This window comes from Nocardia rhizosphaerae (genome assembly GCF_042650365.1).
GTDB classification, from domain to species: Bacteria; Actinomycetota; Actinomycetes; order Mycobacteriales; family Mycobacteriaceae; genus Nocardia; species Nocardia rhizosphaerae.
Genome location: NZ_JBHSBA010000003.1, coordinates 602,992 through 623,988, shown reverse-complemented (window position 1 = coordinate 623,988; position 20,997 = coordinate 602,992). Strand labels below are relative to the sequence as shown.

At 67.8% G+C, this 20,997-nt stretch carries 20 protein-coding genes and 1 tRNA gene; 9 read left to right on the top strand and 12 right to left on the bottom strand.

What is annotated here, in order from left to right; genetic code table 11:
- The first annotated feature begins 58 nt into the window (after positions 1-58).
- Positions 59-703, top strand: coding sequence for a helix-turn-helix transcriptional regulator (locus tag ACFOW8_RS04490; RefSeq protein WP_378545830.1), 645 nt, complete (start codon positions 59-61; stop codon positions 701-703).
- Positions 704-968: 265 nt separating this feature from the next.
- A complete protein-coding gene (locus ACFOW8_RS04485; RefSeq protein WP_378545827.1) occupies positions 969-1,430 on the top strand; it encodes a helix-turn-helix domain-containing protein in 462 nt (153 codons plus the stop codon).
- Here the strand turns inward: ACFOW8_RS04485 and ACFOW8_RS04480 are convergent.
- A complete protein-coding gene (locus ACFOW8_RS04480; RefSeq protein WP_378545824.1) occupies positions 1,427-2,845 on the bottom strand; it encodes a wax ester/triacylglycerol synthase domain-containing protein in 1,419 nt (472 codons plus the stop codon). The two genes, ACFOW8_RS04485 and ACFOW8_RS04480, sit on opposite strands and share 4 nt — an antisense overlap.
- A gap of 86 nt (positions 2,846-2,931) precedes the next feature.
- A complete protein-coding gene (locus ACFOW8_RS04475; protein WP_378545821.1) occupies positions 2,932-3,141 on the bottom strand; it encodes a DUF397 domain-containing protein in 210 nt (69 codons plus the stop codon).
- Between the two features lie 420 nt (positions 3,142-3,561).
- Here ACFOW8_RS04475 and ACFOW8_RS04470 point away from each other — a divergent pair, with 420 nt between their 5' ends.
- Genes ACFOW8_RS04470 through ACFOW8_RS04460 form a run of 3 tightly spaced genes read left to right on the top strand, consistent with a single transcriptional unit; the run spans position 3,562 to position 5,707 of the window.
- Positions 3,562-4,047 (top strand): DUF309 domain-containing protein, encoded by a 486-nt coding sequence (locus ACFOW8_RS04470; protein WP_378545818.1) that lies wholly within the window; start codon positions 3,562-3,564, stop codon positions 4,045-4,047.
- 1 nt (position 4,048) lies between these two features.
- Positions 4,049-4,984: a tRNA glutamyl-Q(34) synthetase GluQRS gene (gluQRS, locus tag ACFOW8_RS04465; protein ID WP_378545815.1), complete on the top strand. Its 936-nt coding sequence runs from the start codon at positions 4,049-4,051 to the stop codon at positions 4,982-4,984.
- Positions 4,985-5,026: 42 nt separating this feature from the next.
- A complete protein-coding gene (locus ACFOW8_RS04460; RefSeq protein WP_378545812.1) occupies positions 5,027-5,707 on the top strand; it encodes an RDD family protein in 681 nt (226 codons plus the stop codon).
- A 66-nt stretch (positions 5,708-5,773) separates the two neighbouring features.
- Here ACFOW8_RS04460 and ACFOW8_RS04455 read toward each other — a convergent pair whose 3' ends face one another.
- Entirely contained in the window at positions 5,774-6,316 is a 543-nt protein-coding gene (locus ACFOW8_RS04455) for a DUF4190 domain-containing protein (protein ID WP_378545809.1), read from the bottom strand.
- A 62-nt stretch (positions 6,317-6,378) separates the two neighbouring features.
- Here ACFOW8_RS04455 and ACFOW8_RS04450 point away from each other — a divergent pair, with 62 nt between their 5' ends.
- The gene (locus ACFOW8_RS04450; protein ID WP_378545806.1) at positions 6,379-7,152 is read left to right on the top strand and encodes a queuosine precursor transporter; all 774 of its coding nucleotides are present in this window, start codon (positions 6,379-6,381) and stop codon (positions 7,150-7,152) included.
- Between the two features lie 93 nt (positions 7,153-7,245).
- On the opposite strand, the gene tgt is transcribed toward ACFOW8_RS04450, so the two are convergent.
- The 5 genes from tgt to ACFOW8_RS04425 all read right to left on the bottom strand — a co-directional run bounded on the left by tgt (position 7,246) and on the right by ACFOW8_RS04425 (position 13,465).
- Positions 7,246-8,520: a tRNA guanosine(34) transglycosylase Tgt gene (tgt, locus tag ACFOW8_RS04445; RefSeq protein ID WP_378545803.1), complete on the bottom strand. Its 1,275-nt coding sequence runs from the start codon at positions 8,518-8,520 to the stop codon at positions 7,246-7,248.
- 102 nt (positions 8,521-8,622) lie between these two features.
- Positions 8,623-10,530 carry an ABC transporter ATP-binding protein gene (locus ACFOW8_RS04440; protein ID WP_378545800.1) on the bottom strand — a complete coding sequence of 636 codons (1,908 nt, stop codon included), beginning with the start codon at positions 10,528-10,530 and terminating at the stop codon, positions 8,623-8,625.
- Positions 10,527-12,260, bottom strand: a complete 1,734-nt coding sequence (locus ACFOW8_RS04435; protein WP_378545797.1) for an ABC transporter ATP-binding protein — start codon at positions 12,258-12,260, stop codon at positions 10,527-10,529. Before ACFOW8_RS04435 ends, ACFOW8_RS04440 begins: the two co-directional genes overlap by 4 nt.
- 82 nt (positions 12,261-12,342) lie before the next feature.
- Positions 12,343-12,819: an RrF2 family transcriptional regulator gene (locus ACFOW8_RS04430; RefSeq protein ID WP_378545794.1), complete on the bottom strand. Its 477-nt coding sequence runs from the start codon at positions 12,817-12,819 to the stop codon at positions 12,343-12,345.
- A 49-nt stretch (positions 12,820-12,868) separates the two neighbouring features.
- Positions 12,869-13,465: a TetR/AcrR family transcriptional regulator gene (locus tag ACFOW8_RS04425; RefSeq protein WP_378545791.1), complete on the bottom strand. Its 597-nt coding sequence runs from the start codon at positions 13,463-13,465 to the stop codon at positions 12,869-12,871.
- A gap of 199 nt (positions 13,466-13,664) precedes the next feature.
- Between ACFOW8_RS04425 and ACFOW8_RS04420 the strand changes: the two genes are divergently transcribed.
- Both ACFOW8_RS04420 and ACFOW8_RS04415 read left to right on the top strand, forming a co-directional pair.
- Positions 13,665-15,962, top strand: coding sequence for an MMPL family transporter (locus ACFOW8_RS04420; RefSeq protein WP_378545788.1), 2,298 nt, complete (start codon positions 13,665-13,667; stop codon positions 15,960-15,962).
- A gap of 171 nt (positions 15,963-16,133) precedes the next feature.
- Positions 16,134-18,422 carry an MMPL family transporter gene (locus tag ACFOW8_RS04415; protein WP_378545785.1) on the top strand — a complete coding sequence of 763 codons (2,289 nt, stop codon included), beginning with the start codon at positions 16,134-16,136 and terminating at the stop codon, positions 18,420-18,422.
- On the opposite strand, the gene ACFOW8_RS04410 is transcribed toward ACFOW8_RS04415, so the two are convergent.
- From ACFOW8_RS04410 to ACFOW8_RS04395, 4 genes are all read right to left on the bottom strand, one after another.
- On the bottom strand, positions 18,423-18,671 hold the full coding sequence (locus ACFOW8_RS04410; protein ID WP_378545782.1) for a hypothetical protein: 249 nt from the start codon (positions 18,669-18,671) through the stop codon (positions 18,423-18,425).
- A 129-nt stretch (positions 18,672-18,800) separates the two neighbouring features.
- A tRNA-Ser gene (locus tag ACFOW8_RS04405) sits at positions 18,801-18,891 on the bottom strand.
- Positions 18,892-18,937: 46 nt separating this feature from the next.
- Positions 18,938-19,372: a nucleoside deaminase gene (locus tag ACFOW8_RS04400; RefSeq protein WP_378548460.1), complete on the bottom strand. Its 435-nt coding sequence runs from the start codon at positions 19,370-19,372 to the stop codon at positions 18,938-18,940.
- 26 nt (positions 19,373-19,398) lie between these two features.
- Positions 19,399-19,938 carry a tRNA adenosine deaminase-associated protein gene (locus tag ACFOW8_RS04395; RefSeq protein WP_378545779.1) on the bottom strand — a complete coding sequence of 180 codons (540 nt, stop codon included), beginning with the start codon at positions 19,936-19,938 and terminating at the stop codon, positions 19,399-19,401.
- 58 nt (positions 19,939-19,996) lie between these two features.
- Here ACFOW8_RS04395 and ACFOW8_RS04390 point away from each other — a divergent pair, with 58 nt between their 5' ends.
- Positions 19,997-20,944: a prephenate dehydrogenase gene (locus ACFOW8_RS04390; protein WP_378545776.1), complete on the top strand. Its 948-nt coding sequence runs from the start codon at positions 19,997-19,999 to the stop codon at positions 20,942-20,944.
- Positions 20,945-20,997 lie beyond the last annotated feature (53 nt).

Below are 20,997 nucleotides of genomic sequence, written 5' to 3'. Positions count from 1 at the left end.
GTGGGGACGTGTCGAGCAGGGTGTGACGGTAGGGGCCGGCGATGGAGGCGATAACTGTATGAACACCGGGACGGGGAAGGTGATCCAGGAGCGGCGGCGGTTGCTCGGGCTGTCGCAGCCCGCGCTCGCCACCGCGATCGGGGTGAGCTCGCGGCAGATCACCAGGTACGAGTCCGAGGAACAGTCGCCGACGCTGCCGGTCGCCATCCGGCTGGCCGAGGCGCTGGAGATCTCGCTCGCCGAACTGGCCGGCATCGTGGACAACCGGATAGATCTGGCGGGCCGGTGGTGGGCAGCCTGGCAGAAAGCGGCGAACCACGGCGACGAGGTCGAGGTAGCGCCGGTGCACACCCGGCACGAGGGCGACCATCTGCTCATCGACTCCGATACCGAAACCGCTGCGGCGCCCGATGATCCGACTGCCCAGATGCGTGGCGAGATGCGGGTCTGGGACGGCGACGCGCTCACCGGCTGGGTGCGCGGGATGGACATCGCCTGGCCGATCGGCACCATCTACTACTCGCTGCACCCGCAGGGCGCTCATGCGGTCGGCTCGTGGACGACGAAGTCCGGCACCGACGGTGTGGTGCGCGGCTGGAGCGCCCTGGCCAGGGAGCGTTCCGACGCCGAGGACTTGCTCTCGGAGCTGGTCCGCACCGACGGCGCGGTCGAGTCGTGGCCGGGTAGTCCCCGTTCGGCCTGAAGCCTGCGGCGGATGTCGCCCACCGTGGGGCGGGCGTCCTCGACCACCGGCAACAGCAGGTAGCGGATGAGTGCGCCGAACACGAACAGTCCCACCGCAATCCACAGGTAGATCTCCATCATCTTTCCCCTCCGAACCAGTCGATGCCTGCATGGATGGCGCGTATGGTGGTGTCGAAGCCGCCGCAGCAAAGTATGGTCGCCGTCGAGACCTTTTGGACAGCAAAAAGCGTCTACAAACGTCTACAGTTCTCTACGATGGGGCCATGTCCAGTCGGGGCGAGCAGGGGAACGGTGAGACCACCCTCGTGGGGGCACGATTGCGGCGGCTCCGTGAGGAGGCCGGGTTGTCGCTGTCCGCGTTGGCCACCCGTGTCCCTTACAGCAGGGCGGCGCTCGGGCACTACGAAACGGGCGCGCGCACAGCGCCTTCCGAGGTGATCGCCTGGTACGAACGGATCCACGCCGGCTCCGCGCCGGTGCTACCAGCGCGCGGGCCGCGCGATCCACGCGCCGCGGACTCCGCCCTCGCCGCGGCGATCGCGGGCAGGCACGGCACCACCCGCCCGCTCATCGAGATCGGCAGGCCACGGGGCGACTCCGGGAGCGGCTACTCCTGCCCGTTCCGGATCGATGGCCTGGTCGAAGGTGAGGCCGCGGGCACCGATCCGGCGACCGCGCTGCGCTCGGCCCTGCGCGCCATCGGCAGGGAACTCGGCCGCGGTTAGTGCGCGGCGACGACGGCGCGTAGCGATTCGGTGAGCAGGGCGAGATAGCGGTCGGGGTCGACCAGGACCGCCGCGTCGAAATGCACCGACAGCGTGAGGGTTTCGCCGATGCCGTGCACGCCGTGGGTCAGATGCATGACGGTGCCGAGCGCGGGGAAACCGCCGGTGAACAGCACCGGCGCGCCGGCGAACGCCAGATCGGCCGAGCCGCGGTAGACGCTGGAGACCACGGTGTTGCCGTCGATGGCGGCCGGCACCGAGTCGAGGTCGGCCCGCGCGACGTCACGTGCGGCGAACGGCGCGGGGACACCCGCGGTGACCCGATGCTGCGCGGACCGCAGCGGATGCAGCGCGCGGATGCGGCGGGTGGCGAGGTCGTCGGCGATGCGGCCCGCCCGGACGGCGAGATCGGGCTCGTCGACGTGCAGGTCGATCGACAGGCTGTGGAAGTTGTTGCGGGCGCCGTCGACGGGGACGGCCATCGGCACCGCGGCGCCGAGCCGGCTCGGCGGGGCACCGAGGTATTTCGGCAACGCATCGGAGATGGCGGTGAGCGCGACGACGGTGACGGTCCGGCCCGGCACCAGCGCGGCTTGCCGATCGATGACCAGCATCCGCACGCGATGGTCGAGCACGCCGACCCGGCGTACCGGATTCAGCGGGCCGGGCGCGAATCCTGGAGTGGCCGCGGGCACCGAACCGGCGGCGGTGCGCTCCGAGAGTTCCCGTTGGGCGAGGTAGGCGGCGCGGCCGCGCCAGGCGGTCGCGAGCACTCGCTGCGGAAATCGCAGGAGCTCGAGTGCGCCATGGACGGCCGGTCCGGCGATCCTTCCACAGACCTGTCCACAGGAATCCACAGGCCGCGCGGGAGTTTTCACAGGCCCGAACGGGTGATCTCCCGAATTATCCACAGCCCCACCGGAATGGCTGTGAATAGCCTCGCCCTCGGTTCGCGCGAAGAGCGCGCGGGCGATGGCGGCGGCGCGACTGCCGTCGGCCAGGGCATGCGAGAGCTGCAGGACCACGACCAGTGCGCTGCCCTGCGTCGTCGGTACCGCTGTCACGCCACGGAAAACATGGATGCGCCAAGGAGATTCGGTGGCGTCGACACCGGTACCGAGAAGGGCGCCGACCCGGTCGAGCAAGGTAGGCCACCGAAGCCCAACCGGCCGATGGACGACGAATTGCTGTGCGGTGAATTCGGCGGGCTCCCAGCGCGGATAGCCGAGGTTGCCGGGAATCTCGCGCACCCGGATCCGCAGGTCCGGAATGCGCGCCGCTCGCGCGGCCACGAATGCGCGGAGTTCGGCTGTGCTCGCGGGGGTTTCGGCGAAGCAATAGCACAGGTACATGTCGTTGGCGGTGCGCCGCGACAGCCAGAACATCGTCGCGTCGCGCGGCGCCATCGTGGTCATCCGGTCACCATAGGGCACCGCAAAGAAAGGCCCCGAGTCCTATCGACCCGGGGCCCGTGCTGCCTTCGCCAGGCGCATGGTGCGGCTCAGCCGCGCGCGAACTCTCCCGCGTCGACATCGGCTAAGAACGCTCGCCACTCCCCCGAACCGAAGGCGAGAACGGGACCGCGACCACGATCCTTGGTGTCGCGGACCGCGACAGCGCCACCGGCGAGAAAGGCCACTTCCACGCAGTTCCCATCGGGTCCGCTGTAGCTGCTCTTGCGCCACACGGCATCCGTCACATCAACTTCCACGGCACTTACTCCTTTGCAAGATCGAGAACGGGATTACTTCACGAATCGTTGCCACATTCCGAAATCCGGTGCGATCGACGAGTTACTTCGTGGCACACACAGCACTGCCACACGGTGCGCGCAACCGACCGGCACGAACCAGCGCATCAAGGCGTTTCCGCCTCCGGGGGCTGCCCCCGCGGAAGAAACACTAGCAGGTCTTCCGCAAGTTTGCGGATGAGAATTTGCTTTCTCATACGGGTTTGCCAAGCTTGCGAAGTTTCGGCGATTGCGGAGACATTGCCGGAGCGCTATACCCATTCCACATCCAGCTGACACATCAACCATTACTTCCATGTGATTAGTCCGTGATACGTCAAATTCTCAGCCGTCCCAGCCGTCCCGTGAGCACCATCCGCCGCGAGCGTGGATCATGGGGGAATGATCTCCCGTGACCGTGACGCCGCAGGTCGGGCTCGCAACGACCGCCCACGAGACCGCCTCGGCCGACCACTGCCACCCGGCAGTGCCGGAGTCGCCCGAATTCCGGACGACCTCGAGCTCGGCCCCCAGCAAACCCTGGCCTTCGCTCAGCAACTGCTGGACGACGGATTGGCCTTCAATGCCCATGAGGTATTGGAGGCCGCGTGGAAGAACGGGCCGGTTGCCGAGCGGATGCTCTGGCAGGGTCTCGCGCAGTACGCGGTCGGGATCACCCACCTACAGCGCGGCAACAGCAAGGGCGCGGTCACGCTGCTGCGTCGCGCGAGCGGCAGGCTCGACGACTATCCGGCGAATGCCCAGCAGCATGAGGTCGACCGCGCCGGGCTGATCGCGCACGCCCGGATACTGCTCGCCGCCGTCGAGGCAGGGGCCACCATCACCGACGATCAGCTGCGCCCACGGCTGCGTCGCGAGCCCACCTAGGATGGACAGGGTGCCAAGCAGCTCATCGACCGGCGCCGGCCGGTACGCGCCGAGTCCGTCGGGCGATCTGCACATCGGCAATCTGCGCACCGCGATCCTGGCCTGGCTGTTCGCCCGCACCACCGGTCGCGACTTCCTGATGCGGGTCGACGACCTCGACCGGGTCCGCCCCGGCGCCGCCGAACGCCAGCTCGACGACCTGGCCGCCATCGGGATCGACTGGGACGGCGATGTGGTCTACCAGTCCACCCGGCTGCCGCACTACCGGGCGGCCATCGATCGGCTCACCGCGGCCGGGCGCACCTACGAATGCTTCTGCACCCGACGCGAGATCCAGCAGGCGGCGACGGCGCCACACGGCCCGATGGGCGCCTACCCCGGCACCTGCCGGAACCTGACCGACGAACAGCGCACGGCCAGACGCACCGAGGGCAGGCCCGCCGCGCTGCGCCTGCGCGCCGAGGTCGGCGAGTACTCGATCATCGATCTGCTGCACGGCGAATACCGTGGCGCCGTCGACGATCTGGTGCTGCGCCGCGGCGACGGCGTCCCCGCCTACAACCTGACCGTTGTCGTCGACGACGGGGCGCAGGGCGTCGACCAGGTGGTCCGTGGCGACGACCTGCTGCCGTCGACGCCGCGGCAGGCCTATCTCGCCGAGTTGCTCGGTCTACCCGTCGTCGAGTACGCGCACGTGCCGCTCGTGCTCAATGCCGAAGGCAAGCGACTGGCCAAACGCGACGGCGCCGTCACCCTCGCCGATCAGCGCGCACTGGGCAACACGCCCGGCGATGTGGTTGCGGCGATCGCGAATTCGCTCGGCTACACCGCGCGGACAACCGCCGAGCTCCGCGAAGTATTCGAGCGGGCACACATCCCGGCCGAACCGTGGATACTCGAGCCTATCGGGTTGTTCCTACCAGAGGGATGTCCGTAACGTACGCATCGACCGATCTCCTGATCACGACGAGGACGAAATATGACCAGCGGTGGTTACGACCCCAATCAGTACCCGCAGGGCGGTCAGCCCGGCGGCTACGGCCAGGACCCCTACGGCCAGCAGCAGCCGCCGGGATACGGCCAGCAGCCGGGTTACGGACAGCAGCAGCCGTACGGGCAGCCCCAGCCGGGCTACAACCAGGATCCCTACGGCCAGCAGCAGCCGGCCTACGGACAGGATCAGTACGGCCAGCAGCCGTTCCCGCAGGATCCCTACGGCCAGCAGGGGTACGGGGGCGTGCAGCCCGCCGATCTCGGTGTCCGCATCGGTGCGCGCATCATCGACAACCTGATCGTCGGCATCCCGCTCGCGATCGTCATGATGTTCGTGCTCTCCGGCAACACGTACCAGATCGTCAGCAGTGCGATCACCTCGCTGGCGATCTACGGCTACTTCATCGCCATGGAGGTCACCCAGGGCACCTCGCTGGGCAAGAAGATGCTCGGCCTGCGCGTGGTCGCGCCCGGCGGCGCGCCGAACCTGACCCCCGAACAGTCGGCCAAGCGCAACCTGTTCCAGGTCGTCGGCCTCGTCCCGTGCGTCGGTGGGCTGATCAGCCTCGGCCTGGCGATCTACATCATGATCACCATCTCCCAGGACCCGAACAAGCAGGGCTGGCACGACAAGTTCGCCGGCGGAACGCAGGTCGTCAAGGGCTGATGATCAGCTGACGAAAACATCAGGGGCGCTTCCAGATCCGGAAGCGCCCCTGATTCGTTGTCCGGGTCAGTACGTGGACGTGGACGTATCGAATCCGCCCGCGAACCCGAGCACCATCACGAACACGATGTAGAGCAGGCCGAGCACCAGGGTGATCGCACCGATCCAGATGCCGGCCAGCGCCATCCCGCGACCTTCACCACCGCGTTCCTTGATCTGGTTCAGCGCCATCACACCGAGGACGATGCCCACGATCGAGCCGATGCAGGTGCACAGCCCGACCAACGAGGACACCAGCGAGCCGATCGCCAGGCCGTTGGTGCCCTGCGGCTGCGGATACCCGCCGTACGGCTGATAACCCGGCATCGGCGTCGCACCGTAGACCGGCGGCTGCTGCGGGTACTGCGGCGCGGACGGCTGCTGATAGTTCGGGTACTGCGGCTGCGACGGCGGCGGCGCGGGCTGGGCCGGATACTGCGGTGTAGATGGCTGCGACGGCGGCTGCTGCTGCGGGTACTGCGGCACCGAACCCGGCGCGCCGGACTCCGGCGACACGCCGGAGCCGCCGTACTGCTTCCACCACTCGTCGGAATCGCCGGGATTCGTCATTGGTACAGCCTATTCCACATCCGGCCCCCGCGGCGCACCCCAACCTTGGTTGGATAGAGGACGTGACTGATACGAATTCGCTCGACAAACCGGCTGGATCTGGGCACCCCGCGCCCGAACACGCGGCATTCGCCCAGGTCGCGCGGGGGTTCTATCCGGTCATCGTCGCGGTCTTCACCGCGACGCTGATCATCTCCAACATCTGCGCCACCAAGGGCGTCGAGTTCTTCGCCGACCAATCGGTGATGCTCGGCCCGCTGCAAATCCTGCCGATCGCCACCGACGGCGCCTTCTTCCTCTTCCCCCTGGCCTACATCCTCGGCGACGTGCTCAGCGAGGTCTACGGCTTCCGAGCCACCCGCCACGCCATCTACACCGGGTTCGGCGCACTGCTGCTGACCGTCGCTTGCTTCGCCATCGCCATCGCGCTGCCGCCCGCCGGCTTCTACGAGAACCAAGACGCGTTCCGCACCGTGCTCGGCACCACGCCGCAGCTGGTGCTCGCCGGGCTGGCCGGCTACTTCGTCGGCCAGATGCTGAACTCGGTCACCCTGGTGCTGATCAAGGAACGCACCAAGGAGAAGCACCTGTGGGCTCGCCTGCTCGGCTCGACCGTCGTCGGTGAGTTCGCCGACACCCTGATCTTCTGCTCGATCGCCGCCACCGCGATCGGGATCGACACCTGGCAGTCGTTCGTCAACTATGTGATCGTCGGCTTCGTGTGGAAGACGCTGGTCGAGATCATCGTCATGCCCGTGACCTACCGGGTGATCGCCCTGCTCAAGAAGACCGAACCGAGCTACGCCCCGGCGAAGGTCGACGCGGTGTTCGATTGAGCGCTGGCGCGCTCGAGTCGCGGCCCGACTTCGTCGGCGGCCCCTCCTCGGGGTCGGGTCGTGCGGGGCCGGGTTCGGCGGTGAGCTGCGGGCTTATGGAACGCCGGTAGTCGGCCAGGCGCCCGGCGCCTTGATCCGGCCCTGCCAGCGGCCGAGGAACTCCGACTTGAACTCGTCGAAGTGGCCACCCTCGATACTGGCGCGGATGCGGTCGACCAGCCGCACCGTGAACCGCTCGTTGTGGATCGTGCAGAGCGTGGCCGCGAGCATCTCCTTGGCCTTGAACAGGTGATGCAGGTAGGCCCTGGTGTAGTGGGCGCAGGTGTAGCAGTCGCAGTTCTCGTCGATCGGGGTGAAATCGCGGCGGAAACGGCTGGTGTTGATGTTGAATCGGCCCTCGTCGACGTAGATCGCGGCATTGCGCGCCACCCGCGACGGGTTCACACAGTCGAAGGTGTCGGCACCGTTCTCGATCGCGACGAACATGTCCTCCGGTTCACTGATGCCGAGCATATGACGCGGCTTGCGCTCGGGCAGCTCGTCGCAGCACCAGCCGACGATGGTGCCCAGATTGTGCTTCTCCAGGGCGCCGCCGATGCCGTAGCCGTCGAATTCGGTGCCACCCGCGCCGCGAATCGATTCGAGTTCGCGGCAAGCCTTGCGGCGCAGGTCCTCGTACTGCGCGCCCTGGATCACCGCGAACAGCGCCTGATACGGGCGATGGGCGCGAGCGTCGGTGAGCTTCTCGTGCTCGTCGATGCAGCGCTGCGCCCACTCGTGCGTACGCTGCAGCGATTTCTCCTGGTAGCCACGGGTATTGAGCAGGGTCGTCAGCTCGTCGAAGGCGAACATGATGTCGGCGCCGAGCTGATGCTGGATGCCCATCGACACCTCGGGGGTGAACCGGTGCTTGGAGCCGTCCAGGTGCGAGCGGAACGTGACGCCGTCGTCGTCGACCGTGGCCAGCCGTTCCTTGCCCTCGGCGATCACGTCGTCGGAGCGGACGTCGACGGCCTCCATGGCCAGCACCTTCTTGAAGCCGACGCCCAGCGACATCACCTGGAAGCCGCCGCTATCGGTGAAGGTCGGCCCCGGCCAGTTCATGAACCTGCCGAGCCCGCCCGCCTCGTCGACGATGTCGGCACCCGGCTGCAGGTACAGGTGGTAGGCGTTGGCCAGCAGCGCTTGCGCACCCAGCTCCCGCATCGTCTCGGGTAGTACCGCCTTCACCGAGGCCTTGGTCCCGACCGGAATGAAGGCAGGCGTGGCGATTTCCCCGTGCGGAGTACCGATAACGCCGGTGCGGCCGTGGCGCCCGCCATCGAGACGGGTACCTACGGTGAAGGAGAACGCGCTGGGATCGGCCACCCGCCCATCGTGCCAGGGGCGGCGCCGTCGCCCCCAACCCAGCCCCGCACGACCCGACCTCGAGGAGGGGCACGCCGACGAAGTCGGCGGTCGCGGCAGCGCTCAATCCAACACAGCCGCGAACTGGGCGCTGTAGAGGCGGTAGTAGGCGCCGCGTTCCGCGAGCAGGCGCTCGTGGTTGCCGTGTTCGACGATGCGGCCCTTCTCCATCACCACGATCAGGTCGGCATCACGGATGGTGGACAGGCGGTGGGCGATCACGAAGCTGGTGCGGTCGCGGCGCAGGGCGGCGGTCGCGTGCTGGACCAGCAGTTCGGTGCGAGTGTCGACCGAGCTGGTCGCCTCGTCGAGCACCAGGATGGACGGCTTGGCCAGGAACGCGCGGGCGATGGTGATCAGCTGCTTCTCGCCCGCGCTCACCCCGCCGCCTTCCTCGTCGATCACCGTGTCGTAGCCGTCGGGCAGCGCGTGCACGAAACGGTCGACGTAGGCGGCGCGTGCGGCGGCCAAGATGTCGTGCTCGGAGGCGTTCGGGTTGCCGTAAGCGATGTTCTCCCTGATCGTGCCCTTGAACAGCCAGGTGTCCTGCAGCACCATGCCGATCCGCGAGCGCAGGTGGTCGCGGGTGATGGTGGTGATGTCGACGTCGTCGATGGAGATGGTGCCCGCGTCGAGCTCGTAGAAACGCATCAGCAGGTTGACCAGGGTGGTCTTGCCCGCACCCGTCGGGCCGACGATGGCGATCACATGTCCCGGTTCGGCGACCAGCGACAGCCGCTCGATGATCGGGACATCAGGCTCGTACCCGAAGGACACCGCCTCGAACTCCACCCGTCCTCGGTCCACCGGTCGCGGGTTCTCCACCGCCGGATCGGGGCTCTGCTCGTCGGCGTCGAGGATCTCGAAGATGCGCTCGGCCGAGGCGACACCGGACTGCAGCAGGTTCACCATCGAGCCGATCTGGGTGAGCGGCTGGCTGAACTGGCGCGAGTACTGGATGAACGCCTGCACCTCGCCGAGCGACAGATTGCCCGTCGCCACCCGCAGGCCACCGACCAGGGCGATGAACACGAAGTTCACGTTCCCGAGGAACATGATCGCGGGCATGATCAGGCCGGAGATGAACTGCGCCTGGAAGCTCGCGTCGTAGAGCTTCTGGTTGCGCTCGTCGAACTCCTTGCCGACCTCGCGGCCGCGGCCGAAGGCGGTGATGATCTGGTGGCCGGTGTAGGCCTCCTCCACCGAGGCGTTCACCTTGCCGGTGTACTTCCACTGGTCGACGAAATGCGGCTTGGATCGCTTGGCGATCTGCGCGGTGACCACAATCGCGGCGGGCACGGTGAGCAACGCGATCAGCGCCAGCAGCGGCGAGATCCAGAACATCATGATCAGAATGCCGAGCACGGTGAACACCGAGACAAGCAGCTGGCTCATCGTCTGCTGCAGGCTCTGCGACACATTGTCGACATCGTTGGTGACCCGGCTGAGCACATCGCCGCGCGGTGCCGTGTCGAAGTAGCGCAGCGGCAGCCGGTGCAGCTTGTTCTCCACGTCGTCGCGCAGCCGCTTCACCGTCCGGTTGATGACGACATTGAGCAGATAGCCCTGCAGCCAGCCGAACAGCGAGGCGGCGAGGTAGAGGGCGAGCACGATCAGCAGCACCCTGGCGACGGCGTCGAAGTCGATGCCGGTGCCAGGGACCACGTTCATCGCCGAGAGCATGTCGGCGCGGGTGTTCTCGCCCCCCGCGCGCAGCGCCTCGATGGTCTCCTCTTTGCTGAACCTCGGGTCGAGCTGCTTGCCGACGAATCCGTCGAAGACCAGGTTGGTAGCCTTGCCGAGCAGGTACGGACCGAGCGTATTGAGCACAACCGAGGTGATCACCAGTGCGACGATCACACCGACGGTGATCCGCTCCGGCGCGAGCCTGGCGAGCAACCGCTTCAGCGACGGCCCGAACGATTTGGCCTTGGTCCCCGGCGCACCGGGACCGGGGGCACCCGGCCTCATCGAGCCTCCTCCGCACTCAACTGGGACTCGACGATCTCGCGGTACTCCGAGCACCGCTGCAGCAGTTCGTCGTGCGTTCCGAGACCGGCCATCACGCCGTCTTCGAGGACGACGATCTGATCGGCGTCGCGAATTGTCGCGACCCGCTGGGCCACGATGAGCACCGACGCGGCGGCGGTCTCCGGCCGCAGTGCCGCCCGCAGCCTGGCGTCGGTGGCGACGTCGAGCGCGGAGAACGAATCGTCGAACAGGTAGATCCGCGGCTTGCGGACCAGGGCGCGGGCGATGCACAGCCGCTGCCGCTGCCCGCCGGAGACGGTGGTACCGCCCTGAGCGACCGGGGTGTCGAGCCCCTGCGGCATCTCGCGCACGAAATCGGCGGCCTGGGCCACCTCCAGCGCGTGCCACAGTTCCTCGTCGGTGGCGTCCGGCTTGCCGTAGCGCAGGTTGCTCGCGATGGTCCCCGAGAACAGGTACGCCTGCTGCGGCACCAATCCGATACCGCCGCGCAGGCTCTCGAGATCGAGGTGGCGCACGTCGGTGCCGCCCACGTAGACCGCGCCGTCGGTGACGTCGATCAGCCGCGGGATCAGATTGAGCAGCGTGGTCTTGCCGGAACCGGTGGAGCCGACGATGGCGGTGGTGGTGCCCGGCGCGACCTGGAAACGAATGCCGCGCAGCACCGGCTTCTCCGCACCGGGGAAGGCGAACTCGGCGAACTGCAGGTCGACGGCGGCCTGGTCACCGGCGAAGGGCTGCGGCAGGCGCGGCGGGCGCACCGAGGATTCGGTCTCGAGCACGGCCCCGATCCGGTCGGCCGAGACGGCGGCGCGCGGCGCCATCATGGCAAGGAACGACGCCATCATCACGGCCATCAGGATCTGCATGATGTAGGACAGCATCGCGGTGAGCGAGCCGATTTGCATGGTGCCGTTGTCGACGTGGTGGCCGCCGAACCAGATCACCGCGACGGCGGTGACATTGCTGATCAGCATGACGGTCGGGAACATCAGCGCCATCAGTCTGCCGACGGAGAGCGCGGTGTCGGTGAGCGCGGTATTGGCCATTCCGAAGCGCCAGGTCTCCTGACGTTCCCGCACGAAGGCCCGCACCACCCTGATACCGGTGATCTGCTCGCGCAGCACCCGGTTGACGTCGTCGATGCGGGCCTGCATCTGCCGGAATCTCGGCACCATGCGGGCCACGATGGTGCCCATCGCCAGCGCGAGCGCGGGGACCGCGATGAGCAGCAGCCAGGAGAGCCCGAAGTCCTCACGGACGGCCATGACGATGCCGCCGATACACATGATCGGGGCCATCACCAGAATCGTCACCGACATCACGATCAGCAGCTGGACCTGCTGGATGTCATTGGTCGAGCGGGTGATCAGCGACGGCGCGCCGAACATGCCGACCTCCCTGGCCGAGAACGTCTCGACCCGGTGCAGCACCCCGCCGCGCATGTCCCTGCCCGCGCCCATGGCCGCCTGCGCACCGAAGTACACCGAGGCGGCCGAGGCGACGATCTGCACACAGCTGACCGCGAGCATCCACAGGCCGGTGGTCCAGATGTAGCCGATATCGCCCTTGGTGACACCGTTGTCGATGAGGTCGGCATTGAGGCTGGGCAGGTAGAGCATGGCGATGACCGAGACCAGCTGGAGGACGATGACCCCGGTCAGCTGGGCGCGGTATGGGGCCAGATAGGTCCGCAGCAGGGTGATCAACATGATGGTCGAAGGCTACCCCGCACCGGTGACCGATGACCCAGTGTTTTCGCCGGTTGTGGATGGTTTCGCGGCTGTGGACAACTCACGGTGTCGCGGGCGTTCGCGGCTCACGTCGCGCCCACGCGCCGGGATCGGCGATCAGCTCGCCGACGAAACCGGGCAGCTGATCGGCCGCGATATCGGCGATCGACACGTTCTCCAGTACCGCCCGGATATTGACCCGGAGCGCGATCCACACGCGCTGCAATGGTTCCGCCGCGCCCGGGTAGCGCACATCCTCGGGCCGTTGGCCGCGCACCGAGGCCAGCGGCGACTCCACCGCGCGGATCACGTCGGCCACCGAGATCTCCGCCGCAGGCCTGCCGAGCCGGTAACCGCCGTCGGGCCCACGTCTACTGAGTACGAGCCCGGACCGGCGCAGCTCGGCCAGTACGGTCTCGAGCACCTTCGGTGGGATCTGCGCGATAGCGGCGATTGCCTCGGCCTTGACGACTCCGTCGGCCGCGGCGAGTTCCAGCAGCGTTCGCACCGCGAAATCGACCCTGGCGGTGATATGCACGGGCTCGAACTTACGCGGTGCCCGGTGCGGGCGCGGTCAGCGGCCGGGTTCAGGCCGAGTGCGGGCAACCGGTCAGCACACAGGTCGCCGCGTCGAGCAGGGTCTTCTCGACCAGTTCGTCGGAGGCGTCCGGGGCGAACTCGCCCGACAGCAGCGCGACCCCGAGCACCTCGATGGCGGCCGCGGCCCGGAGCAGCGATTCCGGCGTCGGGTTCGGGCCTGCCAGCCACAGCCGCATGTCCCTGGTCGGTTCGAGCAGATCGGGGTAGCGGTCGGCGATGGCGTTGACGATGGCTGCGGTGTCGCGGATACACAGCGCGCCCGCGTCGCGATACCGGATCATGCCGCGCAGGTAACCGCGCAGCACGGCGCGGATGCCCTCCTCGTTGTACGGGACCGCGTCGATGTCCTCGGTGACCCCGCGCAGGTGATCGATGATCGGGTCGATGATGGCGAGCAGCAGATCCAGCTTCGACGGGTAGTGGTAGTAGAGCGAGGCCTTTGTGATTCCCACCATATCGGCGACCTCGCGCAGGCTCGCCTGCTCGAATCCCTTGGCGGTGAAGAGCTGCACCGCGGCGTCACGAATCGCCTTTTTGGTACCTCCACCTGCGCTGACGGTGTCGGCGATATCTCGCGCTGCCATACGGCGATCCTTCCACGACGGCGGGTAGCCTCGCACACAGCCCCGAAAACTGAGGTTGCTTCTCCGCTTACTCGCTCGGTAGTCTACCTACCGCACGGTAGGCAGAAAACGACGATGTGGAGGCGGGTCGTCAGGGGAGACCCGCGAGTGCTGTCTACGAGCCTTATCCCACCCGAGTCTTCGCGCTAGGAGCACCCTCGTGTCCGTATACCTGTACAGATGGGGAAAGTTCGCTTTCCGCCGTAAATGGATCGTGCTACCGGTCTGGTTGCTGTTGTTCGTGCTGCTCGGCGGGCTCGGCGCCACGCTCAGCAAGCCGATGACCAACGACTTCTCCATGCCGGAACTGCCGTCCGCGCGAGCGAACGAGATCCTCGACAAGCACTTCCCCGGCATGTCCGAACAGTTCGAGTTCGACGCCGTTTCCGGCACCTATGTGATCGCGGCGCCCGAGGGACAGCAGCTCACCGACCCGGCCAACCGCGCCGCGATCGACGCCCTCATCACCAAGCTCGGCGACCTCGACATCGTCGACCACCAGGCCGAGCTGACGAACCCGGTCGCCGTGGCAGAGAAGATGGGCTGCCTGGCCGACCCGGATCCGGAGCTGTGCTCGAGCGCGCCGCTCAATGTGCTGAGCGAGACCGCACCGAACACCGTCGCGACGCTGAACGTGCCGTTCACCATTCCCGGTGTCACCGATGTCACCGACGCGCAGCGCGACGCCGCCTACGAGGTCGCGGCCGACGCCCGCAACGCGGGTCTGACCGTCGAGATCTCCGGTTCCGTCGCGATGAAGCAGGAACAGCCGAGCGGCAAGTCCGAGCTCATCGGCATGGGTGTCGCACTGATCGTCATGGTCGTCGCCTTCGGCGCCATCGTGGCCGCGGTCGTGCCGATCGTCACCGCCATCGTCGGCCTCGGCGCGGCGACCTCGCTGATCCTGCTCGGCACGTCCGTGATCGAGGTACCGAGCTTCACGACCTTCCTCGCCTCGATGATCGGCATCGCGCTGTCCATCGACTACGCGCTGTTCATCGTCTCCCGCTACAAGCACGAACTCGCCGTGCGGGAATCGGCCGAGGAGGCCGCGGGTACCGCGCTCGGCACCGCCGGATCCGCGGTGGTGTTCGCCGGTCTCACCGTCATCATCGCGCTCGGCGCGCTGAGCATCGTCGGCGTGCAGTTCCTGACCTTCATGGGTCTGGGTGGCGCGGTGGCGGCCGCGTTCGCGGTGCTCACCGCGATCACGCTGATGCCAGCCCTGATGGGCGCGTTCGGCAATGCCCTGTTCAAGCCGAAGCTGCCGCTGGTCGCCAAGCACGACCCGGAGGACGACAGCGTCGTCACGCTCGGCCAGCGGTTCGGCCGGCTCATCGGCAAGGCGCCGTGGGTGGCGCTGGTGCTGTCGGTGGTCGTGCTCGGCGCGCTCGCCGCACCCGCGGCCGGCCTGAACCTCGGTCTGCCCGGCGAGGATTCGATGCCGAAGGACTCCACCGTCCGCAAGGCATACGAACTGCGCACCGAAGGCTTCGGCGAGGGCAGCAACGGCGTGCTCATGGTCGTCACCGACCTGAGCGCGGTGCCCGCGGACCGGCGCGAGGACGCGGTCGCCGCGCTGCGCGACCGGCTCGAGTCCTACCCGGACATGGACTATGTCACCCAGCCACGATGGAGTGGCGAGGACAAGCAGGGCGCGATGCTCAACGGCGTCCCGAAGTCCGGTCCGAACGATCAGGACACCAAGGACCTGGTCGCCGAGGCCCGCGGTGCCGAGGCGGACCTGAAGGCCGAGTACGGCATGGAGTACGGCATCACCGGCACCACCGCCATCTACGCCGATGTCGACCATGTGCTGCTCAGCAAGATCGTGCCCTATCTGGCGATCGTGGCGGGCGCGGCGTTCGTACTGCTGATCCTGGTGTTCCGCTCGATCCTGGTCCCGCTCACCGCGGCGCTCGGCTTCCTGCTGTCGATGGGTGCCACCTTCGGCGCGACCGTGCTGATCTTCCAGGAGGGCTGGCTCGGACTCGTCGCCGATCCGCAGCCGCTGGTCAGCTTCCTGCCGATCATGCTGATCGGTCTTGTGTTCGGCCTCGCCATGGACTACCAGGTGTTCCTGGTGACCCGCATGCGCGAGGAGTACGTACACGGCAAGTCGCCGAAGGAGGCGATGATCGCCGGCTACCACCACGGCGCCCGCGTGGTGACCTCGGCGGCGATCATCATGATCTCGGTGTTCGGCTCGTTCATCCTGGAAACCGACGTCACCGCCAAGTCCATGGGCTTCGCGCTGGCCGCCGGTGTGGCGATCGACGCCTTCATCGTCCGCATGATCGTGGTGCCCGCGCTGCTGGTCATCATGGGCAAGTGGTCGTGGTGGATGCCGAAGTGGCTCGACCGCATCGTGCCTGATATCGATGTCGAGGGTGCCAAGCTCGAGCAGCTGCGCAACCAGCACGCCGAGACGGTGAAGCAGCCGGTAACGGTCGGCTGACCCGCTCCGACCGAGTACGGCCCCGCGATCCGCGCCAGGATTGCGGGGCCGTCCCGTTTCCACCGGCACGGTGCTTGCTCTCGCGATGGCCTGGCACCAGACTCAGGGCTGGTTCGACCCGGCTGTACCTCCAGATCCGCGTTCCGCATCGATCACCGCGAGGAGAAAACCGTGTCCGTCTATCTGTATCGGTGGGGCAAGCTGGCCTTCCGCCGCAAATGGCTCGTGCTGCCCGTCTGGTTGTTGTGTTTCCTTGTGCTCGGCGGCCTCGGCGCCCAGCTGCAGAAACCGATGACCGACGACTTCAGCATGCCCAACCTGCCGTCGGAGCGGGCCACCGAGATCCTCGACAAGCACTTCCCCGGCATGTCGGAGGCCTTCGCCTTCGACGCCGTCACCGGCACCTATGTGGTCGGCGCTCCGGCCGGGCAGAAGCTCACCGACCCGGCCAATCGCGCCGCCGTCGACGGCCTGATCGCCCGATTGGAACAGCTCGGCATCGTCGATCACAGCGAGCCGATCCCGAATCCGATCGCCAAGGCCGAGGAGATGGGCTGCCTCGGCGCCGAACGTGACCCGTCCACCTGCAGCGGCGCGCCGGTGAACGTGCTGAACGAGACGGCGCCCGACACGGTCGCCTATTTCAGCGTTCCGTTCACGATCAAGGATTTCGCCGATATCACCGCCGAGGATCGCGACGCCGCGTACGCCGTCGGTGACGCCGCCCGCGCGCAAGGCCTGACCGTCGAGATCAGCGGCACGATCGCGATGGAACAGCAGATGCCGAGCGGCAAATCCGAGATGATCGGTATGGCGGTGGCACTGGTGGTCATGGTCGTCGCGTTCGGCGCGATCGTCGCCGCGTTCGTGCCGATCATCACCGCCATCGTCGGGCTCGGCGCGGCGACCTCGCTGATCTTCCTGTCCACCACGGTGCTGTCGATTCCCAGCTTCACCACCTTCCTCGCCTCGATGATCGGCATCGCGCTTTCCATCGACTACGCGCTGTTCATCGTCTCCCGCTACAAGCACGAACTCGCCGTGCAGGATTCCGCGGAGGAGGCGGCCGGTACCGCACTCGGCACCGCGGGCTCCGCGGTGGTGTTCGCCGGGCTCACCGTCATCATCGCGCTGGTCGGCCTGACCATCGTCGGCGTGCGGTTCTTGACCTTCATGGGTCTGGGCGGCGCGGTCGCCGCGGCCTTCGCCGTGCTCACCGCGATCACGCTGATGCCAGCGCTGCTCGGCGCCTTCGGCAAGGCGCTGTTCAAACCAAAGCTGCCCGGCATCGCCCAGCACGACCCGGAAGACGACAGCGTGGTCACCAACGGCATGCGCGTCGCCAAGGTGATCGCGAAGTTCCCCGCGGTGACGATGATCCTGGCGATCGTGGTCCTCGGCCTGCTCGCCGCGCCGGCGTTGAACCTGAATCTGGGCCTGCCCGGCGAGGATTCACTGCCCGAGTCGACCACCGTCCGCAAGGCTTACGACCTGCGCACCGAGGGCTTCGGCGAGGGCAGCAACGGTGTATTGCAGATCGCCGTCGACCTGAGCGAGACCCCTCCCGAACAGCGCCGAGACGCCCTGGACGCGCTGCGGCAGAAGCTCGACTCCTACCCGGACATGGAGCTGGTCACCGAGCCACAGCTCAGCGGAGACGGTGCGGGCGCGCTGATCAACGGCATCCCCAACGCCGGGCCCAACGCGCAGTCGACCAAGGATCTGGTGCAGTCGGCCCGCGACGCCGAACCCGAGCTGTACGACCGGTACCGCATGTCGTACGGCATCACCGGCACCACCGCTATCTACGCCGACATCGACCACGTGCTGCTCAGCAAGATCGTCCCGTACATGGCGATCGTGGCCGGCGCGGCCTTCGTGCTGCTGATCCTGGTGTTCCGCTCGATTCTCGTGCCGCTCACCGCCGCGCTCGGCTTCCTGCTCTCCATGGCGGCGACCTTCGGCGCGACGGTGCTGATCTTCCAGGAGGGCAAGCTCGGCCTCATCCAGGACCCGCACCCGCTGGTCAGCTTCCTGCCGATCATGCTGATCGGCCTTGTGTTCGGCCTCGCCATGGACTACCAGGTGTTCCTGGTGACCCGCATGCGCGAGGAGTACGTGCACGGCGCCAACCCGACCGAGGCCGTTGTCAAGGGCTATCACCACGGTGCGCGCGTGGTGACCTCGGCGGCGATCATCATGATCTCGGTGTTCGGCTCGTTCCTGCTCGAAACCGACGTCACGGCCAAGTCCATGGGCTTCGCGCTGGCCGCGGGCGTCGCGCTCGACGCCTTCGTCGTGCGCATGGTGCTCATCCCGGCGCTGCTGGTGCTGCTCGGGAAATGGGCCTGGTGGATGCCGCGGTGGCTGGACAAGATCGTGCCCGATATCGACGTCGAGGGCGCCCGGCTACGCGAACTCCAGGATCGGGACCGGATCCCGGAACCCGCGCGCGCCTGACTACTGGCTCGGTTGCGGCACCTGACATTCGCTGACCCGCGGGTTCAGGCCGACATAGTTGGCCGGACCCGCGGCAGCGGTCACCGCGATCGTCGCCCAGTCGGCGCATTCGCGGGGAAGCGAGGCGAAGTAGTGTCGCTGCCCGGCGGCGAGCAGCCCGACGGCCACCCAGCCGAGCACGACGAGAACCATGAACTTCCCCCCGAGCCCGATCCCGGACTTCGCGGGTGGCGGCTGTCGCCCGCGCATATGGCATCGTTCCTTCCCGGACTTCGGTACTACCAGTCTATTACGTCCCGGCCCCGTCGACGGAGCCGTACCGAGTGAACAGCCGACGAAAAAGAGCCCCTCACCTGGCATATCAGGTGAGGGGCTCCGTGGCGGTGGCGGAGGGATTTGAACCCTCGGACGGGGGTTACCCGTCACACGCTTTCGAGGCGTGCTCCTTAGGCCGCTCGGACACGCCACCGCCGCCTACGATACCGGAGCGGGTGCCCGATCGTTAAATCGGCTGGTCAGCGCTGATTCCGGAAGAAATCGTCGAGGAGCGCGGCGCACTCCGGCTCGAGGATGCCGCCGCGCACCTGCGGCCGGTGGTTGAGCCTGCGGTCGCGCACGACATCCCAGAGCGAGCCGACCGCCCCGGTCTTGGGTTCCCACGCACCGAACACCACCTTGCCGACCCTGGCGAGCACCAGCGCGCCCGCGCACATGGTGCACGGCTCCAAGGTCACCGCCAGCGTCGCGCCCTCGAGCCGCCAGCCGTCACCGTGCGCGGCGGCCGCGGCGCGCAGCGCGAGGATCTCGGCATGTGCGGTGGGGTCGCCCAGCGCCTCCCTGGCATTGGTCGCGCGGGCCAGTTCTCGGCCGTCGGCAGCGAAGACGACGGCGCCGACCGGCACATCGCGCGGGTCGGCGCGGGCCGCGGCGGCGATCGCCACGCGCACCATGTCCTCGTCGGTCACGGCCGCGTCGATCACCGCGGCAGTTTGTCCAGGACCGCCGCGAATTCGGACGCGAAGCCGAGCCGCTGGGCGATCATGCCGAGCTGCTCGTCAGGGTAGAGGTCGGTCTCGGCCAGGATCACGCTGAGCACCGGTTCGGGCAGGCCGAGGTCGGACAGCACGCCGAGATCGCCCTCCTCCCACGGTTCGATGTCGTCGAGGTCGTCGGGGTCGATGTCGGGGATCTCGACGTTGAGCGCGTCGAGGACGTCGGCGGCGATGTCGTAGTCGATCGCGGCGGTGGCGTCGGAGACGAGCAGGCGGGTGCCGCTCGGCGCCGGGCGCACCACGACGAAGAACTCGTCATCCACGTCGAGCAGTCCGAAAACCGCACCGGAACTGCGCAATGCCTTCAGTTCGGTCTCGGCGACGGACAGGTCGACGAGGGCATCGTTGCTCAACGGAGTGCATCGCCACGTGCCTTCTTCGCGGACCACCGCGACGGCGAACCCCTCGACGTCGTAGTCGTCGTCCGACGTCGCCCTGTTCGAGCCCGAGCGCTGTGCTGCCATGGACCAAACGGTAGTCTGTCCCGCCCGCATTGATGAACTCGTGTGCCAATCTATTGTGATGACCTTCGACCAGCGCCCCGCTGTCTGCGTTCTCGGAACCGGCCTGATCGGCGGTTCGCTGCTGCGGGCGGCGGTCGCGGCGGGGTATCCGGCGTTCGGTTACAACCGGTCGGACTCGGGTGCGCTGGCGGCGCGCCGGGACGGATTCGACGTCTCGACCGACCTTTCGGCGGTCCTGCGTAGGGCCGCCGAGGCCGACGCGCTGCTGGTGCTCGCGGTGCCGATGCCCGCGGTGCGGCAGCTGCTCGGCGAGATCGCCGTGCTCGCGCCGCGGTGCCCACTGACCGATGTGGTGAGCATCAAACGACCGGTGCTGGACGCGGTGCGCGAGCACGGCGTCGCGGCACAGTTCGTCGGCGGCCATCCGATGACGGGGACCGCCGAATCCGGCTGGTCGGCAACCGATCCCGAGCTCTTCCGAGATGCGGTGTGGGCGGTGGGGGTCGACGAGGGCACCCAGGTCCAGCCGTGGCTGCGGGTGGTGCGGCTGGCGCTGGACTGCGGCTCGGTGGTGGTTCCGGTGCTCGCCGACGAGCACGATCAAGCGGTCGCGCGGATCTCCCACCTGCCGCACGTCCTCGCCGAAGCCCTCGCCGCGGCCGGGGCGGCCGGTGGCGATCTTGCGATCGGCCTGGCGGCGGGTTCGTTCCGCGACGGCACGCGGGTCGCCGGGACCGCGCCGGATCTTGTGCGCGCGATCTGTGAGCCGAATGCCACCGCGCTCGAGCAGGTGCTGGACGAGACCATCGCCGCCTTGGTCACCACTCGCGAAGCTCTGCGGGCGGACGGCAGCCTCGGCGATGTCGTCGAGGCGGGTTACCGGGGGCGCACCGCCTACGAGCAGCGGGAGCGGTGGGAGATCAGGGGGATCGTGCCCGGCACCGACGACTGGCTCGGCGAACTGGCCACGGCAGGTCGGCGAGGTGGGGTCTTGCGGGCCCTGTGACCGCAGGCCACCGGGTCCGACCTGTCCCGCGGTGGGCTGACCCGACGGCGAGC

Bases quoted from the DNA above. Each gene is read 5' to 3' on its own strand.
- ACFOW8_RS04490 (WP_378545830.1), top strand. From the start codon at position 59: ATGAACACCGGGACGGGGAAGGTGATCCAGGAGCGGCGGCGGTTGCTC.
- ACFOW8_RS04485 (WP_378545827.1), top strand. From the start codon at position 969: ATGTCCAGTCGGGGCGAGCAGGGGAACGGTGAGACCACCCTCGTGGGG.
- ACFOW8_RS04480 (WP_378545824.1), bottom strand. From the start codon at position 2,845: ATGACCACGATGGCGCCGCGCGACGCGACGATGTTCTGGCTGTCGCGG.
- ACFOW8_RS04470 (WP_378545818.1), top strand. From the start codon at position 3,562: ATGATCTCCCGTGACCGTGACGCCGCAGGTCGGGCTCGCAACGACCGC.
- gluQRS (WP_378545815.1), top strand. From the start codon at position 4,049: ATGGACAGGGTGCCAAGCAGCTCATCGACCGGCGCCGGCCGGTACGCG.
- ACFOW8_RS04460 (WP_378545812.1), top strand. From the start codon at position 5,027: ATGACCAGCGGTGGTTACGACCCCAATCAGTACCCGCAGGGCGGTCAG.
- ACFOW8_RS04455 (WP_378545809.1), bottom strand. From the start codon at position 6,316: ATGACGAATCCCGGCGATTCCGACGAGTGGTGGAAGCAGTACGGCGGC.
- ACFOW8_RS04440 (WP_378545800.1), bottom strand. From the start codon at position 10,530: ATGAGGCCGGGTGCCCCCGGTCCCGGTGCGCCGGGGACCAAGGCCAAA.
- ACFOW8_RS04435 (WP_378545797.1), bottom strand. From the start codon at position 12,260: ATGTTGATCACCCTGCTGCGGACCTATCTGGCCCCATACCGCGCCCAG.
- ACFOW8_RS04425 (WP_378545791.1), bottom strand. From the start codon at position 13,465: ATGGCAGCGCGAGATATCGCCGACACCGTCAGCGCAGGTGGAGGTACC.
- ACFOW8_RS04410 (WP_378545782.1), bottom strand. From the start codon at position 18,671: ATGCGCGGGCGACAGCCGCCACCCGCGAAGTCCGGGATCGGGCTCGGG.
- ACFOW8_RS04400 (WP_378548460.1), bottom strand. From the start codon at position 19,372: ATGGTGCGCGTGGCGATCGCCGCCGCGGCCCGCGCCGACCCGCGCGAT.
- ACFOW8_RS04395 (WP_378545779.1), bottom strand. From the start codon at position 19,938: ATGGCAGCACAGCGCTCGGGCTCGAACAGGGCGACGTCGGACGACGAC.
- ACFOW8_RS04390 (WP_378545776.1), top strand. From the start codon at position 19,997: ATGACCTTCGACCAGCGCCCCGCTGTCTGCGTTCTCGGAACCGGCCTG.